General features: G+C 54.8%; 20 protein-coding genes. 14 read left to right on the forward strand and 6 right to left on the reverse strand.

Features of this window, described 5'->3' with window-relative positions; translation table 11 throughout:
* Positions 1 to 13: 13 nt before the first annotated feature.
* The 5 genes from R2K28_RS06630 to R2K28_RS06650 all read right to left on the reverse strand — a co-directional run bounded on the left by R2K28_RS06630 (position 14) and on the right by R2K28_RS06650 (position 5,088).
* Positions 14 to 913 carry a U32 family peptidase gene (locus R2K28_RS06630; protein ID WP_316368602.1) on the reverse strand — a complete coding sequence of 300 codons (900 nt, stop codon included), beginning with the start codon at positions 911 to 913 and terminating at the stop codon, positions 14 to 16.
* A gap of 2 nt (positions 914 to 915) precedes the next feature.
* Positions 916 to 1,911 carry a ubiquinone anaerobic biosynthesis protein UbiU gene (gene ubiU, locus R2K28_RS06635; protein WP_316368603.1) on the reverse strand — a complete coding sequence of 332 codons (996 nt, stop codon included), beginning with the start codon at positions 1,909 to 1,911 and terminating at the stop codon, positions 916 to 918.
* A gap of 16 nt (positions 1,912 to 1,927) precedes the next feature.
* Positions 1,928 to 2,845 carry a TIGR01212 family radical SAM protein gene (locus R2K28_RS06640; RefSeq protein WP_316368604.1) on the reverse strand — a complete coding sequence of 306 codons (918 nt, stop codon included), beginning with the start codon at positions 2,843 to 2,845 and terminating at the stop codon, positions 1,928 to 1,930.
* A gap of 9 nt (positions 2,846 to 2,854) precedes the next feature.
* Positions 2,855 to 3,454: a TatD family nuclease-associated radical SAM protein gene (locus R2K28_RS06645; RefSeq protein ID WP_316368606.1), complete on the reverse strand. Its 600-nt coding sequence runs from the start codon at positions 3,452 to 3,454 to the stop codon at positions 2,855 to 2,857.
* Between the two features lie 173 nt (positions 3,455 to 3,627).
* Entirely contained in the window at positions 3,628 to 5,088 is a 1,461-nt protein-coding gene (locus tag R2K28_RS06650; protein WP_316368607.1) for an HDOD domain-containing protein, read from the reverse strand.
* Positions 5,089 to 5,326: 238 nt separating this feature from the next.
* Between R2K28_RS06650 and R2K28_RS06655 the strand changes: the two genes are divergently transcribed.
* The 14 genes from R2K28_RS06655 (at position 5,327) to R2K28_RS06720 (ending at position 15,947) form a co-directional block, all read left to right on the forward strand.
* Positions 5,327 to 6,073 carry a YebC/PmpR family DNA-binding transcriptional regulator gene (locus tag R2K28_RS06655; protein ID WP_116446912.1) on the forward strand — a complete coding sequence of 249 codons (747 nt, stop codon included), beginning with the start codon at positions 5,327 to 5,329 and terminating at the stop codon, positions 6,071 to 6,073.
* A complete protein-coding gene (gene ruvC, locus R2K28_RS06660) occupies positions 6,074 to 6,568 on the forward strand; it encodes a crossover junction endodeoxyribonuclease RuvC (protein ID WP_316368609.1) in 495 nt (164 codons plus the stop codon). It abuts the gene before it with no gap.
* A gap of 64 nt (positions 6,569 to 6,632) precedes the next feature.
* The gene (gene ruvA, locus R2K28_RS06665; RefSeq protein ID WP_316368610.1) at positions 6,633 to 7,241 is read left to right on the forward strand and encodes a Holliday junction branch migration protein RuvA; all 609 of its coding nucleotides are present in this window, start codon (positions 6,633 to 6,635) and stop codon (positions 7,239 to 7,241) included.
* A 40-nt stretch (positions 7,242 to 7,281) separates the two neighbouring features.
* Positions 7,282 to 8,328 (forward strand): Holliday junction branch migration DNA helicase RuvB, encoded by a 1,047-nt coding sequence (gene ruvB, locus R2K28_RS06670; RefSeq protein ID WP_316368612.1) that lies wholly within the window; start codon positions 7,282 to 7,284, stop codon positions 8,326 to 8,328.
* Between the two features lie 295 nt (positions 8,329 to 8,623).
* Positions 8,624 to 9,046 carry a tol-pal system-associated acyl-CoA thioesterase gene (gene ybgC / locus R2K28_RS06675; RefSeq protein ID WP_116446057.1) on the forward strand — a complete coding sequence of 141 codons (423 nt, stop codon included), beginning with the start codon at positions 8,624 to 8,626 and terminating at the stop codon, positions 9,044 to 9,046.
* Positions 9,036 to 9,710: a protein TolQ gene (gene tolQ / locus R2K28_RS06680; protein WP_116446058.1), complete on the forward strand. Its 675-nt coding sequence runs from the start codon at positions 9,036 to 9,038 to the stop codon at positions 9,708 to 9,710. Before ybgC ends, tolQ begins: the two co-directional genes overlap by 11 nt.
* Positions 9,711 to 9,724: 14 nt before the next feature.
* Entirely contained in the window at positions 9,725 to 10,150 is a 426-nt protein-coding gene (gene tolR / locus R2K28_RS06685; RefSeq protein ID WP_116446059.1) for a protein TolR, read from the forward strand.
* 2 nt (positions 10,151 to 10,152) lie between these two features.
* Positions 10,153 to 10,995 carry a cell envelope integrity protein TolA gene (gene tolA, locus R2K28_RS06690; protein ID WP_316368615.1) on the forward strand — a complete coding sequence of 281 codons (843 nt, stop codon included), beginning with the start codon at positions 10,153 to 10,155 and terminating at the stop codon, positions 10,993 to 10,995.
* 12 nt (positions 10,996 to 11,007) lie between these two features.
* On the forward strand, positions 11,008 to 12,300 hold the full coding sequence (tolB, locus tag R2K28_RS06695; protein WP_316368617.1) for a Tol-Pal system beta propeller repeat protein TolB: 1,293 nt from the start codon (positions 11,008 to 11,010) through the stop codon (positions 12,298 to 12,300).
* A gap of 26 nt (positions 12,301 to 12,326) precedes the next feature.
* The gene (pal, locus tag R2K28_RS06700) at positions 12,327 to 12,863 is read left to right on the forward strand and encodes a peptidoglycan-associated lipoprotein Pal (protein WP_316368619.1); all 537 of its coding nucleotides are present in this window, start codon (positions 12,327 to 12,329) and stop codon (positions 12,861 to 12,863) included.
* Positions 12,864 to 12,877: 14 nt separating this feature from the next.
* The gene (gene ybgF / locus R2K28_RS06705; RefSeq protein ID WP_316368621.1) at positions 12,878 to 13,717 is read left to right on the forward strand and encodes a tol-pal system protein YbgF; all 840 of its coding nucleotides are present in this window, start codon (positions 12,878 to 12,880) and stop codon (positions 13,715 to 13,717) included.
* Between the two features lie 31 nt (positions 13,718 to 13,748).
* Complete coding sequence (gene queE / locus R2K28_RS06710) at positions 13,749 to 14,390, forward strand: 7-carboxy-7-deazaguanine synthase QueE (RefSeq protein ID WP_316368623.1); 642 nt, start codon at positions 13,749 to 13,751, stop codon at positions 14,388 to 14,390.
* A 3-nt stretch (positions 14,391 to 14,393) separates the two neighbouring features.
* Positions 14,394 to 15,074: a 7-cyano-7-deazaguanine synthase QueC gene (queC, locus tag R2K28_RS06715; protein WP_316368625.1), complete on the forward strand. Its 681-nt coding sequence runs from the start codon at positions 14,394 to 14,396 to the stop codon at positions 15,072 to 15,074.
* 66 nt (positions 15,075 to 15,140) lie between these two features.
* Positions 15,141 to 15,947: a class I SAM-dependent methyltransferase gene (locus R2K28_RS06720; RefSeq protein WP_316368627.1), complete on the forward strand. Its 807-nt coding sequence runs from the start codon at positions 15,141 to 15,143 to the stop codon at positions 15,945 to 15,947.
* 171 nt (positions 15,948 to 16,118) lie between these two features.
* Here the strand turns inward: R2K28_RS06720 and R2K28_RS06725 are convergent, their stop codons facing one another.
* Positions 16,119 to 16,985, reverse strand: a complete 867-nt coding sequence (locus R2K28_RS06725) for an FAD-binding oxidoreductase (protein WP_316368629.1) — start codon at positions 16,983 to 16,985, stop codon at positions 16,119 to 16,121.
* Positions 16,986 to 17,368: the final 383 nt, after the last annotated feature.

Consider the following 17,368-nt stretch of genomic DNA (forward strand, 5'->3'; position numbering starts at 1 on the left):
ATGATTTTGAGATTTAGTCGGGGGAATTAAATTCATCTTGGCCGCTCGTTCCGTGCCAATATCCGTTACATGCCCCGAGTGGCATATATCTACTGAGATCAGTCAGGCTTTCATGATTAATGGCGTTGTGGAAGGCGACCACAATTTTTTCAGTAAATCTGGATTGCGGGCTAATCCTCAGAACATCGACCTCTAACTGCTTGAGTAAAGGTAGCTCAGTGAGTAGATTGCAGGTCTTTGCCGAAACGGTCTGGATGCCGTTTAATGCAAGAAAGGGCTCATTCTCCTGAGTGGAAAGCAAACGACCATCGGGATAGTCGATACATTTGTATTGGCAATCATCTTTCGGAAGATTGTGGGAGCGAGCGGTAAAACATCTGGCCGATAGGGTCAATGGCATACGTCCATAGGAGAAGACTTCGGTTTCGACCCCGTCTGCTCGAATCGAGTGGATCTGTTGCAGTGTCCGATTTGAGAGTTCTACCGGTAGTACCCAGCGTTTCAGTCCCTTCGATGCCAATAGATTGAGCGTCGCCGCATTATAGATGTTGACGCTGGGACCGGTTACAAAAGGGAGCCCTTTTTTACTCATGATCTGAACAGCACCGATATCGTTGGCCTCGATCATGAAACGCCCGTTGTCACATAGTCTTCTGAGGGTCTTGAGTTCCGACTCCGCCTCAATCAAGGCAAGCGAAGAGAGTACAATCTCCTTATCGCTTTGTTCGCTCAATTTATTCGCCAGGTCGAGCCAGTCACTGCTGCTAAGACTGCGTCTTTTGGAGCAGACAGTCTCACCCAGATAGATGATATCCACCGGCATTTGTGCGACTTGGTCATAGAAATCAAATAGTGTATCCCTCGACCAATAATACAGTACCGGGCCGAGTGAGAGTTTCGGATTCATACGCATCTTTATTGCCAAGGCCGGTAGTATGGGCCCAATGTTGTACTCGCCCCTTCCGAGACCCGGTCGAGAATATCGTTCCAAGCAGAAGTTGCTTCGAACCTGTCGGGATCCTGCAAACAGTGGTCTATCGCTTCACGCCAGACTTTGGTCACCTGAGCCACATACGCCGGGGTACGCTGGCGGCCCTCGATCTTGATTGCCTTGATGCCGGAATGTAACAGCTCCGGAAGCAGTGCCAGGGTATTCAGTGAGGTGGGTTCCTCAATGGCGTAGTAGGTGTTGTCGCCTACTGCAAACCTTCCCTTGCAGATCGTCGGATAACCGGCTGTTTCATGCTTTTGGTATCGGTCAGTCAATAGACCACCCAGGCGTGACTCCAGACCCCTCGGCGTCTCCCGGTATTCAACGAACTGAGCCGGTGAACAGGCGCCGTGGGTGTTGGGTGATTCACCTGTGACATAGGATGAGAGGATGCAGCGTCCTTCCACCATCACACACAGGCTGCCGAAGCCGAAGACTTCTATTTCAACCGGGGTATTTTCTACCACATGCTTTACCTGGCTGAGTGACAGTACACGTGGCAACACTGCGCGTTTGATGCCGAATGATTCGTGATAGAAGGCGAGCGCCTCATAGTTGGTGCTCGATGCCTGCACCGAGAGATGCAGGTTGAGGTCGGGCCAGTGCCGGCTGGCATAGTCCAGTACGCCTATGTCAGCGCAGATCAGAGCATCAACCGACAACCCAGCGGCGCTGTCCACTGCTTTACGCCAGCGTTCCCAGCCGTCAGGCCGAGGGTAGGTGTTGATCGCCATGAAAACACGTTTGCCACGGGATTTGGCATAGGCGATACCCTCCCGTGCGCGTTTTTCATTGAAATTCAATCCGGGAAAATGGCGCGCATTGGTATCGTTGCGCAGACCGAAGTAGACTGCGTCCGCGCCACCATCCACGGCAGCCTTCAGCGAGGGTAGGTTACCTGCAGGACAAACCAGTTCCATAATCATTCATACCCGTTCAGGCGACCTGTCGGCACGCTGCGCGTCGTCGATGCAGTTCGGTGGTTATAGCATTCAGGACAAGCCATTTCCTGGCACACCAGAGAGGGGCCAGCAGGATTGCTTCTGCAGCGGTGCCGGTAAGACGGTGCCAGACCACGTTCGAGGGGGTCTGTTCCACCAGGTCCGCTGCAATATTGACATAGGCCTCAAGGGTGAGAGGCTGATACTCTCCCTGACGCCAGGCATTGGCCAGCTGGGTTCCTTTGACGACATGCAGGGGGTGGAGTTTCAATCCGTCCGTGCCCAGCTCCAATACCCTGTGCAGTGTTTCTGTGACATGATATGCAGTCTCCCCGGGGAGCCCGGCGATCAGGTGGGTGCAGACCTTGAGTCCTCGGTCTCTTGTGCGATAGACGCTATCGGCATATTCGGCGAATCCGTGTCCCCGGTTGACCTTTGCCAGGGTTTCGTCGAAGGCTGATTGCAGACCGAGTTCCAGCCACACCTCATAGCCCTGGTCCTGATAACCCGCCAGCAGATCGATGACCCCATCCGGCAGGCAGTCTGGACGGGTGCCGATGGAGAGACCGATGACATCCTCATCAGCCAATGCCTCGTCATACAGGGCAGACAGGTGCTCAATTTCATCATAGGTATTGGTATAGGCCTGGAAATAGGCAAGATACTTACGCGCACCGGTGCGTTTGCGGATCACCCGCCGGCCCGATGCCAACTGTTCCTTGATGGGCCTGGGTTGGCGTCCGTTTGGGCTGAATGAGACGTTATTGCAGAAAGTGCAGCCACCGAGTCCCTTGCTGCCATCCCGGTTGGGGCAGGTGAATGCAGCATCGAGTGCGATTTTATGCACACGCTCACCATGACGTTTCAGCAGGTATTGTCCAAATGTGGGTACTTGTTCCGACAGGGTTGTCATTGCGATCCGCTAACCGACCTCGTTCAGGATACGCCGCCGGAAATTTACCTGCATCGATTTTGCTATCACTTCGCATTCGGCTATGTCGACTCCCTCCAGGCCATCGATTGCTGTAGCTGTTACATCGGCAACATATTCCGGGGCCCGGCGCAGAAATTCCAGCATCGCCTCATAGGAGCCAGGCAGATTTGGTCTGCAGTGGAGGTCATAGATCTCCTTGTTCTGGGCATTCAACGAGATCGATAGTGCATCCACGCACTCCCCGAGATCGGGCAGGGTGTCATGTTTGTGTATCAAGTTGCACAGGCCATCGGTGTTCAGGCGCACCCGGCCACCCTGCTGTTTGATATATCTGGCTACCTCGAGGAGCAGATTTAATCTCAGAGTAGGTTCACCATAGCCGCAAAATACCACCTCGTCATAACGGGCCGGGTCATCAATCGAGGCAATAATCTCTTCTGCTGTAGGGCGATGATCAAAGGTGAGGTCATATCCTTTTACTTTCATGTCACCGTAGGTCTTTGGACAAAACTCACACTCCAATGTGCAGCGATCAGTAATACTGAGATAGAGGTTGTTGCCAATTTGATAACTTATCTGCTGTTGCACTTTCTACCCTGGGCATATAAATAGGAAGTGACATCCTAGCGTTTGAAGTGGCTGAAACAATGACTTTGGTCAAAGCAATCGGGCTGGGAAATCGATTGTCACTAAGTGTGACATTTGTGCAGGGCAATCAATCAGCAGCTTCTTATGATAACAGGGGCTGGCATCGAATCCTGTCAGGGAGCGATCGATTGCACCGTTTTCTGGCAGATTACCTTGAAATTATCGTATTGCTGGCGAGTCACACCAGGACCACTGATGCCGTTATCGGCATAGAAGAGCCCCACGGGTTTGCCCCGGATAAAGACCGACATGGAGACGAATCCGCTGTTGTTGATCTGTTCCAAGGCGGATTGCGGAATCATCGGAAGGTATTTCTCCGCATTATCTTTGTGCAGTGAGATTGCTTGTGGTTTGTTCATTAAGGTTTTGAATAAATTGGGTTTATTCATATTCATCATGAAGCCTTTCAGGGAGAGTTGCTGTTCCGACTCCACCACGAACCGAGCCCTGAGGGCGCTTTTGTCCGGGCTGAGCATGGCAAACATTGCCCGGCTTAAACCCAGCTCTTCATGCATCTGTTGTAAGGCGTTGTTGAGCAACTCCTGTAACGGATTGGCACGCTTCTTGGGTGGGGGTTGAGCGGGCTCTGGCCTGGTCTCTTTGGGCGCTTGTGGTGTCGGTTTCGCAGCGGCTGGAGTCTCGGAGGTATGAGTCACCTTCGGCTGGGCCGCATCGGCTCGATCTGTAACATCCACTGCCTGGGTCTGCTGGGGTTCCGTATCCGCCGGGATGAGATAGAAGGCTGGCAAGGGTAGGGGCAGCCCGCACAGATCCCGTGCCGCTTTCGATGACAGGCGGTGCAGATAGGCAGTGGCATCATCATGGGATATATCAAGAAACTCCGCCAACAACTCTATATCAGTAGCCAATTTGCCGCGATACCAGCCTAAACAGCTCTCTCTGGCCAGCACGGAGGCCAGTATCACGGAGAGAGGCTTTGGCTGGTAACTGTTGGAGGCCCCCTGGGAATCTTGAATAAGTTCCGGCAGCTGCCAGGTTAGACTCAACTCCGCACTGAGCTCTTCCAGGGTGACACCCAGTGTCTCCCGCGCCACGCTCTCGCGGGCGGCTCCTTGGCTGATTTTAGTGTGGATCGCCCGCATCTGATCCGGTGCCATTGCCCATAAGGCCATCTCCCCAATGTCGTGGAGCATTGCTGCGGTATAGAGTGAATCGGCCTCCTGCCACCCCCGTCGCTCAGCAATGCTGCGGGCGTAAATGGCGGCATGGGCAGCGCGGCTGTAGCAATCGATCAAACCGCGCCTGGGTGGACCTTTGAGTTTTCCCTCGAGAGATGGCAGGGTCCGACTCGCACGTTCAATGGCATCCATACCCAGTAGGGGTATGGCCAGGGATATCTTGGTGACGGGCTCTTTCGGCGGGCTCGGCAGGTTGTTCAGCTGCTGCATGAGATGCAGGCTGAAACCGGGGTCCCGGGAGATGACTTCTGATAACCTGCTATGGTTGACACTCGATTGTTGCAGCAGGTCCTTGACCTGAGTCAGGGTCCTTTGCATGACAAAGAGTGGCTCAGCAGAGAGCATGCGGGTCCATTCTTGGACAGTCTGGGTCATCGGGGACTGCTCATTGAAACGATAATTGTTGCCAAATCAGTTTTGCCTTTGCGTACCACCCGGAGGCAACAGGCGCCGGTTCCCTAAGCTGAAACGGACGCCTGTTTGATACCATCGAATTGTACTCAACAGATCGGCATTTTACAGTGAATCTTAAGCTGTCATTATTCCTCTGTTTCTGCGAGATCGGGTGGATGCTAAAATGCGATATTTGAATTTACAGTTTTGAGAGGTTTGTATGGCAGGACACAGTAAGTGGGCCAATATCAAGCATAAGAAAGCCGCCAATGACAAAAAGCGCGGAAAGATTTGGACCAAACTGATACGGGAGATTACCGTGGCTGCCCGCATAGGAGGGGGTGAAATCAATGCCAATCCGCGTCTGCGGCTGGCTGTTGACAAAGGGCTTGGTGCAAATATGCCCAAGGATACCATTGAACGTGCCATCAAGCGGGGTGCGGGAGGCGCCGAGGGAGATAACTATGACGAGATCCGTTATGAAGGCTATGGTCCGGGCGGTACGGCGGTCATGGTCGACTGTATGACCGATAATCGTAATCGTACCGCCTCCGAGGTGCGCCACGCTTTCAGCAAGTTGGGGGGTAATTTGGGTACAGATGGCTCTGTCTCCTACCTGTTCAACAAGCAGGGAATGATCAGTTACAACCCGGGCGTCGATGAGGATGCCTTGATGGAGGCGGCCCTGGAGGCGGGTGCCGAGGATGTGGTCAGCAACGATGATGGTTCAGTCGATGTCATAGCAAGTCCCGAGGATTTCTCCCAAGTCAAGGATGCCCTGGTTGCCGCCGGTTTGAATCCCGATACCGATGAAATCACCTATAATGCCTCAACCAACGCAGCCCTTGATCAGAACGATGCGGAGAAGCTGCTGCGAATGGTCGACATGCTGGAGGACCTGGACGACGTGCAGAACGTCTACACCAATGCCGAGATTTCCGATGAGATCTTGGATGCCATTGATTGAATGCGCATCATCGGCATCGATCCCGGCTCGCGTCTCACAGGTTATGGCCTGATCGACTCCGACGGCATGCATTCGGTCTATCTGTCCCACGGTGTAATAAAACTGAGCGGTGAACCCCTGCCTCCCAGGCTCGGGGAGATATTCGCCTCGATAACTGCTTTGATTCATGAACACAGGCCGGATGTGATGGCCATCGAACAGGTCTTCGTCGCCAAGAATCCCTCCTCAGCCCTCAAACTGGGGCAGGCCAGAGGCGCAGCCATCTGTGCAGCGGTACATGGGGGATTGAGTGTGGCTGAATATACCCCCACCCTTATCAAAAAGGCGGTGGTGGGTACGGGGCGCGCAGATAAGGCGCAGATTCAGCATATGGTGCAGATGATCTTGGGACTGGGTGAGAAACCTCAGTCTGATGCCGCGGATGCCTTGGCAGTGGCCCTGAGCCATGCCCACACCCATACCACCCTTATGCACCAGTCCGGCCGCGGAAAATGAGGATCACAGTGTCCCATCCATGTAATAATCACGGCTTGAATCGTCAACCGGATAACAACCCAGGATGATAGGCCGTTTAAAGGGGGAGCTTGTGCACAAGCAGGCGCCCCACCTCCTGATCGATGTCAATGGTGTGGGCTATGAGCTTGAAGCGCCGCTCTCGACATTCTTTACCCTGCCGGAGTCCGGCCAGGGGGTAATCCTTTTCACTCATCTTGCGATACGCGAGGATGCCCATGTCCTGTATGCCTTCGCCACAGAATCGGAGCGGGCCCTGTTTCGCAGCCTGCTGAAGGTCAGTGGTGTCGGAGCCAAGATGGCGTTGGCGATACTCTCCGGCATGAGTGCCGAGGAGTTCAGTCGCTGCGTGGAGGTCGAGGATGTGGCGTCACTGGTACGCTTGCCGGGAATCGGCCGCAAGACGGCACAGCGACTGATTGTGGAAATGCGTGACAGATTGGCTAAGCTGGACGATTTGACGCCGGCTCTCGCTCCGCAGCAAAGCACTCAGGCCAAAAGCCGCGGTGGCGCTACAACCGATGCCGTGGCCGCACTGGTGGCCCTGGGCTATAAACCTCAGGAGGCCGGCAGTATGGTTAAGGCAGTGGCGGAGGACGGGATGGACAGCGAGGCCCTGATACGGGCTGCACTGCAAAGCGCGGTGCAGCAATAGTGGGGCTGTTGAGCGTGGATAATTCTGACCGGATCGGGCAATGAATAGCGAACCCAGACTGATCAATGGCGATGCCACAGGCGAAGACGCCGCCCTGGACCGGGCAATCCGGCCCAAGCGCTTGCGTGACTATGTAGGGCAGCCCGCAGTTTGCGAGCAGATGGAGATCTTCATCCCGGCGGCCAAGGCGCGGGGCGAGGCCCTGGATCACGTCCTGATCTTCGGTCCTCCCGGGTTGGGTAAGACCACCTTGGCCCATATCATCGCCAATGAGATGGAGGTCAATCTGCGGCAGACCTCAGGTCCGGTGCTGGAAAAGCCGGGGGATCTGGCGGCGTTGCTGACCAACCTGGAACCCCATGATGTGCTATTTGTGGATGAGATCCATCGTCTGAGCCCGGTGGTGGAGGAGGTGCTCTACCCGGCAATGGAGGATTTTCAGCTCGATATCATGATCGGTGAAGGGCCGGCCGCCCGTTCGATCAAGCTGGAACTGCCGCCCTTTACCCTGGTTGGGGCCACCACCCGCGCCGGTCTTCTGACCTCTCCTCTGAGGGACCGCTTCGGTATCGTGCAGCGGTTGGAGTTCTATAACAGCAAGGATCTGGCCCGGATAGTCACCCGTTCAGCGGAGATACTCAACATCGGTATGGATGCGGATGGGGCCGCAGAGATCGCGCGCCGCTCCAGGGGTACGCCGAGGATTGCCAACCGGCTGCTGAGGCGGGTGCGCGACTACGCCCAGGTCAAACAGGATGGCCATGTCAGCCAGGCGGTCGCCGACAGCGCCTTGGGCATGCTCAAGGTCGATGGCAACGGTTTTGACAATATGGATCGGCGTCTGTTGCTGGCAGTCATCGAAAAGTTCGAAGGCGGGCCTGTGGGGGTCGATAATCTGGCTGCGGCGATCGGTGAAGAGAAGGGTACCATCGAGGATGTCCTGGAGCCCTTTCTGATCCAGCAGGGATTTCTGATGCGCACACCACGGGGCAGAGTGGCGACCCAGGCTGCCTATCTGCACTTTGGTTTGTCACCGAAACCGGGCGAACACGTGCCGACAGAGGATGATCTGTTCCGTGAGGAGTAGGTGACAGAGGGTCTCTTCCTGAATTCGGATAATCTGGCCCCTCTGCTCTCTTCGAGCCCGATCAGTTTTACTCCAGCTTGAGTTCACGGCTCGCCAGCATGGATGTCAAATTCTGAGAGCTTCAACCAGGCCATTCCGGGAACTCCTCTCAAATCACACACTCATAGATTGGGATTCATGCAGGGGATTGTGTATTTTCACTACCATCGGTATACGAAGCTAAGTATGATTACTCGATTATTTGTATGCCACATCATGATGTTAGCGGAACAGTGATTCGGAGCTGGATAGAGGTATGAACGACGAGTCGCCGAGTTTTGTCTGGCCGGTCAGGATCTATTACGAGGATACTGATAGCGGTGGTGTTGTCTACTATGCCAACTACTTGAAATTTATGGAACGGGCACGCACCGAGTGGTTACGTTCTCTGGGCTTCGAGCAGGATCTGCTGCTACAACAGGACGGGATCATCTTCGCAGTTCGCCATGTGGAAGTGGGTTACCATCAGCCAGCCCGTTTTAATGATCTCCTCGAGATCCATGTCAGGCTGGCGAAGCGAGGACGTGCCAGTCTCACCCTGTATCAAGAGGTTGTAAAAGCGTCGGATTCTCAGCTGCTGTGCAGGGGAAATGTAAAGATTGCTTGCGTGGATATGAAAACAATGAGCCCCACCCCCATTCCAAAGAAAATATTGATGGAGATACCGGATGTCGACTGACCTGACCATTACCCATCTGATTCTGAATGCCAGTCCGGTGGTTCAGTTTGTGATTGCCCTGTTGGTATTCGCATCCCTCAGCTCATGGAGCATGATCTTCGATCGCATGCGCACCCTCAAGAGTGCCGGGCGCGCAGCGGATGACTTTGAGGGTCGATTCTGGTCAGGCGGCGATTTGGCGGAACTCTACCGTCAGATCGAAAGGGAGACCGATGATGAGTCGGGCATGGCAGCGATTTTCCGTGCCGGATTTCGCGAATTTGCCCGCTTGCGCACCAAGGGGCATAAAGATCCCATGGCAATGGTGCAGGGGGCACAGCGCTCCATGCGGGTCTCTCTCAATCGCGAGGTCGATTTCCTGGAACACCATCTCTCAACCCTGGCCACGATTGGCTCCACCAGCCCCTATGTTGGACTGTTCGGTACCGTGTGGGGGATTATGAATTCATTCACCGCCCTGGGAAATGTGAAGCAGGCGACCCTGGCGCTGGTTGCCCCGGGAATCGCCGAGGCGTTGATAGCCACGGCAATCGGTCTGTTTGCCGCGATACCCGCGGTTGTCGCCTACAATCGCTACTCCCACGATGTGGAGCGGTTAAACAACCGCTACGACGACTTCGTCGAGGAGTTTGCCACCATCCTGCAACGTCAGGCTGTCAGCTAAACCGGCGGATTGCGATGAGTCGTCAGAAAAACCGCCGCCGTCCCATGTCGGAGATCAATGTCGTACCCTATATCGACGTGATGCTGGTGCTGTTGGTGATTTTCATGATCACCGCGCCACTCCTGACCCAGGGGGTCAAGGTGGAACTGCCACAGGCCGATGCGGAGCCGTTGCCGAAAGAGGCGGATGAACCGCTGGTGGTGACGGTCAATCGAGCGGGTGAGATGTTCATCGATATCGGTCAGGGCAAGGATCAGCCGATTGAACCCGATACCCTGGTCAAAAGGGTGCAGGCTGTCCTCAAACATAAACCGAAGACCCCGATTATGGTGCGCGGTGATGCGGGGGTTGCCTATGGACGAGTGGTGGAGGCGATGGTGCTATTGCAGGCCGGTGGTGCGCCCAGTGTTGGCCTGATTACCGAATCGCCGGAGTCTTAGCGTTGTTCTCAGTTCTTAAAAGAAATCCGGTTTCAGTCGTATTGGCACTTCTGCTGCATGTGTTGATCGTGGTATTTCTGATATTCGGCTATGACTGGTCGAAAGTGCACAAACCCGCTACGCCTAATGCGAATGTGGTGAAGGCGCATACCGTGGATGCCAAGCAGCTCGATCAGGCCAAGGAGAAAGAGAAAGCCGCATCGCGGGAGAAGCAGCGCGAACAGGAGCTAAAGCAAAAGCAGGCGGAAGAGAAAAAGCGCCAGCAGCAACTGGAACAGAAACGCATCGCCAAGGAGAAGGCGGAAAAGCAGAAGCTCGAGGTTGAGCGCAAGCGCCAGGCCAAATTGAAAAAGGAGCGGGAGGCGAAAGAGGCCAAGCGCAAGGCCGAAGCCAAACGGTTGGCGGCGCTGGAAACCAAACGCAAGGCTGAACTGGAGAAGAAGCGCAAGGCGGAGTTAGCAGCCAAAAGGAAGGCAGAAGCGAAGCGAAAAGCGGAAGCCGCAGCCCAGGCCGAGCGTGAACGTGCCTTGCAAGAGCAGTTGGCGGCGGAGCAGAATAGTCGCGAAATCGATCGCTATGTGGCGGTGATCAAGCAGCAGATCGAACGCAACTGGCTGAAACCGGGACAGGCAGGCAAGGATTTCTCCTGTGTTGTTCAGGTACGCCTGATACCGGGGGGGGATGTGGTGCCTGGTGGCGTAAGTATCGTCAGGAGCAGCGGTAACTCGGCATTTGATCGATCGGTGGAGTCGGCCGTGTATAAAGCCGCGCCACTGCAGGTGCCGAGTGGACCCTTGTTCGAGTCCTTCCGTACCTTGAAACTGAATTTTAAGCCGAGTAGCTGAATAGTCGTCATTATGAAAAACAATCTACTTATCCTGGTTTTGTTACTGTGTTGGCAACCGGCGCTCTATGCCGAGTTGACCATTGAGATCACCGAAGGTGTCGAGGGGGCACTGCCCATCGCTGTGGTACCTTTCAGCTGGCAGGGCAAGGGAACCCCTCCAGAGGATATTGCCGCCGTGATCAACGGTGACCTGCAACGCAGCGGTCGTTTCAAGACACTGCCACGGGAGGATATGCTGGCCAGGCCAACATCGGTGGATGGGGTTGAATTCAAGGACTGGCGGGCCCTGGGCATCGAAAATCTGGTAATCGGCCAAGTACAGGCCCATGGTGCCGGTGGCTACCAGATACAGTTTCAGTTACTCGATGTCTTTCGGGGTGAGCAGCTGACCGGTTACAGTATCCCCACCACGGCGCCGAATCTACGCAGTACCGCCCACCGGATTGCTGACCTGATCTATGAGAAACTGCTGGGCGTTCCGGGTGCCTTCGCTACCCGGGTGGCCTATATCACCTCCACCAAGCAGGCCGACGGCGAGATGAAGATCAAACTGAATATCGCCGATGCGGATGGTTATAATTCGGAGACCATCGTCACTTCCACCGAGCCATTGATGTCCCCCGCCTGGTCGCCAGACGGTCGCCAGATAGCCTACGTCTCTTTCGAGGAGGGGCAGTCTGCTATCTATGTGCAGGGGGTCTATACCGGCACGCGCAAGAAGGTCACCTCATACAAGGGCATCAATGGGGCGCCCGCCTGGTCGCCGGATGGGCGTAAACTCGCCCTGACCCTGTCGAAAGGGGGTAATCCCGATATTTATGTTTATGACTTGACTACACGCAAGCTCAAGACCATCACCCGCCACTATGCCATCGATACGGAGCCGGCCTGGTCACCGGACGGGCGCTCTATCGTCTTCACCTCGGATCGTGGGGGCAGACCACAGATCTACCGGGTTTCGGCCCACGGCGGCAAGGCGCAACGGGTAACATTCCAAAATAGCTACAACGCTCGAGCCTCCTTTTCACCCGATGGAAAGCTGCTGGCCCTGGTTACCCGGGAAGAGGGGAAGTATCGCATTGCGGTTCAGGATCTCGAGTCCGGTGTGATGCAGGTGCTCAGCCAAGGGAGTCTGGACGAGTCGCCCAGTTTCGCGCCCAATGGGAGCATGGTAATTTATGCATCCAAGGCGGGTCATCGTGGTGTTTTGGCAGCGGTCTCGGTTGATGGCCGTGTACGACAACGCCTCGCCCTGCAGGAGGGTGATGTGCGTGAACCGGTCTGGTCACCTTTCAACAATTAATTACACCGCTGCTAAGGAGATATGCAATGAAAAAAGTACTAGTCCTCTGGGTTCCAATTTTACTCTCGCTGTTGCTGGTCGTCGGCTGTTCATCCACGCCGACCCTCGAAGGTGAAGGTGCGGATGTTTCCGAGCAATCCACCGGTGCCGAGGGTAGCCAAGCGGGTACATCCACTTCCGCCGCCAGCGAGGGGGGTGAGTGGCTGGGCGATCCCTTGGAGAACCCCAACAGTCTTCTGGCGACCCGCGTGATCTATTTCGATTTTGATCAGAGCGCGGTGCGTGCGGAGTATCTGGACGTGATTCAGGCCCATGCCGACTATCTGGCAGCCAATCCTCAGGTGGTCGTGCGTCTGGAGGGTCATGCGGATGAGAAGGGCACACGGGAGTACAACCTGGGACTGGGTGAAAACCGCGCCAACTCGGTGCGTAGTCTGATGCTGGCTCAGGGTGTGTCGGACAACCAGCTGGTGGTTGTGAGTTACGGGGAAGAGAGACCTGCGACATTCGAACACAATGAAGAGTCCTGGGCACTTAACCGACGGGTTGAACTGGTCTACTGATACGGGAGAGAGTGATGAGGTTGATCATCGAAAGGGTCTTGCTCTGTACCTTGATGGGGCTCTGTGTCATGAGTCCGGTATTCGCTGCGAATGGCGCTAAGCTTAGCCTGGAACAGCGGCTGCAGCGGATCGAGCGCATCATGCAGAATCAGAGTCTTGCCGACCTGGTACTGCAGGTACAACAGCTGCGACAGGAGGTGCAGCAGATTCGTGGCGATCTGGAGGAGCAAAAGCACAATATGGATGCCATGAGCCGGCGCCAACGTGATCTCTATCTGGATATCGATCAGAGACTCTCTCGATTTCAGCCTGGTGGTGCGGCACCGCCCTCGCCACAACCCATATCACCCCCGATGACACCACCCTCTGCAGCGGCCCCGGTACGCCAGCCGGTTACCCCACCCACGACACCGTCCCCCGGGTTCGGGGCATCGGCGCAGGTCGCGACTACCGCACCCCCCGATCCGAAAATGGAGTCGGATGCCTACCAGGCCGCCTTCAATCTGCTGAAGCAGGGGCGCTACGGGGAATCCATCACCGCCTTCTCCGATTTCCTGAGGGACTACCCCGGGGGGGATTACGAGGATAATGCCCAGTATTGGTTGGCAGAGGCCAGCTACGTCAATCGGGATTTCGATACCGCCCTGGGAGAGTTCACCAAGATACCGGAAAAGTATCCATCCAGTCCCAAGATTCCGGGTGCGATGTTAAAGATGGGCTATATCCACTACGAAAAGAAGAACTGGACGGATGCCAGAAATATCCTGAATGAGTTGATAAACAACTACCCCACCACGACCGAATCGCGCCTGGCGCAGAAGCGCCTGCAACGACTCACCAAAGAGGGGCATTGAGCGGAGACGCTAGCGTTTCCCGTATCTGAGTATGTCTCGACTTCGAATAACCGAGATCTTCCTCTCCCTGCAGGGGGAGGGGAGGAGTGCAGGATTCCCCACCGTTTTCGTTCGCCTGACCGGCTGCCCATTGCGTTGCCACTACTGCGATACTGCCTATGCCTTCAGTGGCGGTGAGTGGCACTCCATCGATGAGATCCTGCAGCAGGTCGCTGACTTCCATGTGGATCATGTCTGCGTGACCGGTGGTGAACCGCTGGCACAGGCAGATTGCCTGCCCCTGTTGAGCGCCCTGTGCAATGCGGGTTATAAGGTTTCCCTTGAGACCAGCGGTGCCCTCGATATCAGCGACGTGGACCCGCGGGTTAGCAGGGTAATGGATCTGAAGACGCCGGGTTCGGGGGAGATGACCCGCAACAGGATGTTGAATCTCGATTCCCTGAGAGTCCGAGATCAGGTCAAGTTTGTTATCAACGACCGGGCCGATTACGAATGGAGTTGTGAGCAATTGGAGCAGTTCCGGATCATGGATCGGTGTGAAGTACTCTTCTCTCCTGCCCAGGATCAGATGAATCCCACCCAACTGGCAGACTGGATGGTGGAGGATCGGGTGCTGGCCAGGATGCAGTTGCAGCTGCACAAACTGTTGTGGGGCAACCAGCCGGGAAGATGAACAATGAGTAGACGCGCGGTGGTGTTGCTATCGGGGGGGCTGGATTCGGCAACGGTGTTGGCGCTCGCCAGCAGCCAGGGTTATGCCTGCCATGCCCTCAGCATGGCCTATGGTCAGCGCCACGCTGCTGAACTGGCGGCCGCATCACGGGTAGCCGCATCGCTTAAGGCAGAGGCCCACAAAGTGGTGCATATCGGGCTCGATGACATCGGGGGTTCTGCATTGACGGACCGTTCCATACAGGTCCCGGAAGAGATGGGCAATGGCATTCCAGTGACCTATGTACCGGCGAGAAACACGGTATTTCTCTCCCTGGCCCTGGGGTGGGCCGAGGTTCTGGATGCCCAGGATATCTTCATCGGCGTCAACGCGGTGGACTACTCAGGTTACCCTGACTGTCGACCGCAATTCATCGAGGCCTTTCAAAACCTCGCCAATCTGGCCACCAAGGCGGCTGATGAGGGCGGCACCTATAAAATACATACACCGCTGATCAATCTGACCAAGGCGGAAATCATCCGACGAGGAGTGGAGCTGGGCGTGGACTACAGTATGACTGTCTCATGTTATCAGGCCAGCGAAGCGGGAGAGGCCTGCGGTGTCTGCGACTCCTGCCGTCTGCGTGCAAAAGGCTTTAGCGACGCCGGAATTGTCGATCCTACCCGCTACCTGAATTTAGATTGATGGCAACAACTCGGTCTCCATTGGATGGGTTACTGCAAGGGAATGTTGCTGAGTGGAGTGGTTGACATGGACAGGGATGAATACAAGAAGGGTGTTGAGGCAACATTCAATGATGTTTCACATCGCTATGATGAAAACAGATTCTTTGCCATCTCTGCAGCGAAAATGGCAGAGCTGGTCCCGCCAGCTGAAAGTTTGAGCATACTTGATCTCTCGACTGGTACTGGGGCCGTTGCTCTTGAAGTTGTCGACAAACACCCGAGTGCCCACATACATGCCATCGACCTGTCCCAGGGGATGCTGGAGATAGCCATATCAAAGGCACGGGAGAAAGGGATATCCAACATAGAGTTCATACAGTGCGATGTGGATTCTATCGCATACGACAAGCATACTTTTGATATCGTTACTTGTGGCTACGGCCTCTTCTTCTATCCAGATATGGAGGCGACTTACCAGGCGATTTGTAAAACCATCAAACCTGGTGGCAGGTTTTTATTTTCATCATTTACCGAGCAAGCCTTCAATCCCCATGCCGAACTATTTCTGCGACGACTGGAGCATGGTTACAGTGTTGAACCGCCATCACGATTGAGAGAGAGACTCAAGACGAAACAGCAGATCGAGGCGTTAGTGGCCGGCAGTGAATTTCGCGCAGTCGATGTGATACATGAGCCGATTCGATATCCTATCAGCATTAACGATTGGTGGGCTTTATTAAACAGTGCTGGATTTAAATCACTGCTTGATAAATTGGATAAAAAAAGCCTCGAACGATTCAAGCAAGAGCACCTTGCAGAGATTCAGGCGTTATCTGATGATCCTGGTCTCGAACTGAATGCCGATACCCTATACGCGGTGGTGACTTTTTAATTGACTTACGCGATGTATAGGAATTATCTGTAAACGATCTATGAGCGGAGGATCTCGTTTCCCGGTTTCACCAGATAGTAAACAGCAGGAATCGAAGTTCCGGGTCCGGTTGCGAGCTCTCATTTGTCTGATTGCCTAACTGCAGTGACTTGGTTTTTTAACGACCCAAACTTAGTGATAGAGCAACTCCGCCCAACGACCTAATTCAACCAAGTCGCTTTTGGCTTTGTCCCATGCATCTGCCGAGCCGAATGTCTCGGCCATTACTTTGTCAAATACCTCGGCAGCCTTATCCTGGCCGGCCAGATAGATATAGGTGTTGGGATCGCGTATCAGACGGGCGCACTCATCGATATGGGCTTGCAGACTCTCCTGCAGGCCCTGTTCGGCACCGGTGAGGGGGCGGTCTGTCAATACACTGAAGGCCTTGAAGGTCTGATCGTCGTAGAATTGGGTCAGGTCTTTCTGCTGATCATTCATATACAGCAGGTTCATGCCCCCGCGATCGCCGTAGAATAGTCTGACATCCCCTTTCCAGCCGGCATGCTGATCGTAGATCTGACGCACGAAGGCACGAAAGGGAGCGATACCGGTACCGGTACCGATCATCAGCAGATTGCTGGAGGTGTCGGTCGGTATCTTGAAGGGACTCTTGTAGGGGCCGGTGATCTTGATCTTGTCACCCACCTTGGCATCACACAGGTAGTTTGAAGCGATGCCCGGGTATTGCTCCCCTGAGATCTCGTCCAGATAGAAACAGCGTCTTACCAGCAGTTCCAACTCCACGTTCTGGCTGGCGCCGGTTTCCACCGGATTGGCTATCGAGTAGCGACGATGGTGAAACTCGTTGCCGAACTGATGAGGGCCGGGTACCAGGACACCGATCGACTGACCGGCGGCATAGCGGAAAGAGGGCTCATCGATCTGCAGTATCAGTTGGCGTACCTCGTCCGTTGTCTCCGGTGTGATGCGTGTGGTTGATTTGAGCGTGGCAACACAACTGCTCTCTAGAAGGATTTCGTCAGCGCTGTCAGACATGGTAAATTCCCATTAATTCTTTTAATAACAATTAATTATAATGTTTGTTCGGTGCAGCATGGATGCATTATAAAGAGAAATTCTGCAACGCTCCAGTCGCAATAGATATACCAAGTTACTTGCTGACACCTAATGTCGGTGCAGAGAAAAAGCCTATTTCCAACCCTCGGCGCCTGACGGTCGTCTTTCTCCGACGCCCCGACACGACTTCCCTGTCGTGAAGGGGCTTACGCGGCATCCGTGCCGCTACTGCGAAAGACAACCGTCAGGCGCCTACCCGCGTCTCTAGCGTTTCTTGACTGACGCTATCAGGTGCTGTCATAAACCGAATTCTTGGTGGGTGGATCCAGAGATACCACTAAGCTGAAATGAAATGTGACTAA

The organism is Candidatus Thiodiazotropha sp. CDECU1 (genome assembly GCF_963455295.1).
GTDB lineage: Bacteria > Pseudomonadota > Gammaproteobacteria > Chromatiales > Chromatiaceae > Thiodiazotropha.

What these genes read in the sequence shown, in the direction of transcription:
- R2K28_RS06630 (WP_316368602.1), bottom strand. Translation starts at nt 913, where the DNA reads ATGCGTATGAATCCGAAACTCTCACTCGGCCCGGTACTGTATTATTGG.
- ubiU (WP_316368603.1), bottom strand. Translation starts at nt 1,911, where the DNA reads ATGGAACTGGTTTGTCCTGCAGGTAACCTACCCTCGCTGAAGGCTGCC.
- R2K28_RS06640 (WP_316368604.1), bottom strand. Translation starts at nt 2,845, where the DNA reads ATGACAACCCTGTCGGAACAAGTACCCACATTTGGACAATACCTGCTG.
- R2K28_RS06650 (WP_316368607.1), bottom strand. Translation starts at nt 5,088, where the DNA reads ATGACCCAGACTGTCCAAGAATGGACCCGCATGCTCTCTGCTGAGCCA.
- R2K28_RS06655 (WP_116446912.1), top strand. Translation starts at nt 5,327, where the DNA reads ATGGCAGGACACAGTAAGTGGGCCAATATCAAGCATAAGAAAGCCGCC.
- ruvC (WP_316368609.1), top strand. Translation starts at nt 6,074, where the DNA reads ATGCGCATCATCGGCATCGATCCCGGCTCGCGTCTCACAGGTTATGGC.
- ruvA (WP_316368610.1), top strand. Translation starts at nt 6,633, where the DNA reads ATGATAGGCCGTTTAAAGGGGGAGCTTGTGCACAAGCAGGCGCCCCAC.
- ruvB (WP_316368612.1), top strand. Translation starts at nt 7,282, where the DNA reads ATGAATAGCGAACCCAGACTGATCAATGGCGATGCCACAGGCGAAGAC.
- ybgC (WP_116446057.1), top strand. Translation starts at nt 8,624, where the DNA reads ATGAACGACGAGTCGCCGAGTTTTGTCTGGCCGGTCAGGATCTATTAC.
- tolQ (WP_116446058.1), top strand. Translation starts at nt 9,036, where the DNA reads ATGTCGACTGACCTGACCATTACCCATCTGATTCTGAATGCCAGTCCG.
- tolR (WP_116446059.1), top strand. Translation starts at nt 9,725, where the DNA reads ATGAGTCGTCAGAAAAACCGCCGCCGTCCCATGTCGGAGATCAATGTC.
- tolB (WP_316368617.1), top strand. Translation starts at nt 11,008, where the DNA reads ATGAAAAACAATCTACTTATCCTGGTTTTGTTACTGTGTTGGCAACCG.
- pal (WP_316368619.1), top strand. Translation starts at nt 12,327, where the DNA reads ATGAAAAAAGTACTAGTCCTCTGGGTTCCAATTTTACTCTCGCTGTTG.
- ybgF (WP_316368621.1), top strand. Translation starts at nt 12,878, where the DNA reads ATGAGGTTGATCATCGAAAGGGTCTTGCTCTGTACCTTGATGGGGCTC.
- queE (WP_316368623.1), top strand. Translation starts at nt 13,749, where the DNA reads ATGTCTCGACTTCGAATAACCGAGATCTTCCTCTCCCTGCAGGGGGAG.
- queC (WP_316368625.1), top strand. Translation starts at nt 14,394, where the DNA reads ATGAGTAGACGCGCGGTGGTGTTGCTATCGGGGGGGCTGGATTCGGCA.
- R2K28_RS06720 (WP_316368627.1), top strand. Translation starts at nt 15,141, where the DNA reads ATGGACAGGGATGAATACAAGAAGGGTGTTGAGGCAACATTCAATGAT.
- R2K28_RS06725 (WP_316368629.1), bottom strand. Translation starts at nt 16,985, where the DNA reads ATGTCTGACAGCGCTGACGAAATCCTTCTAGAGAGCAGTTGTGTTGCC.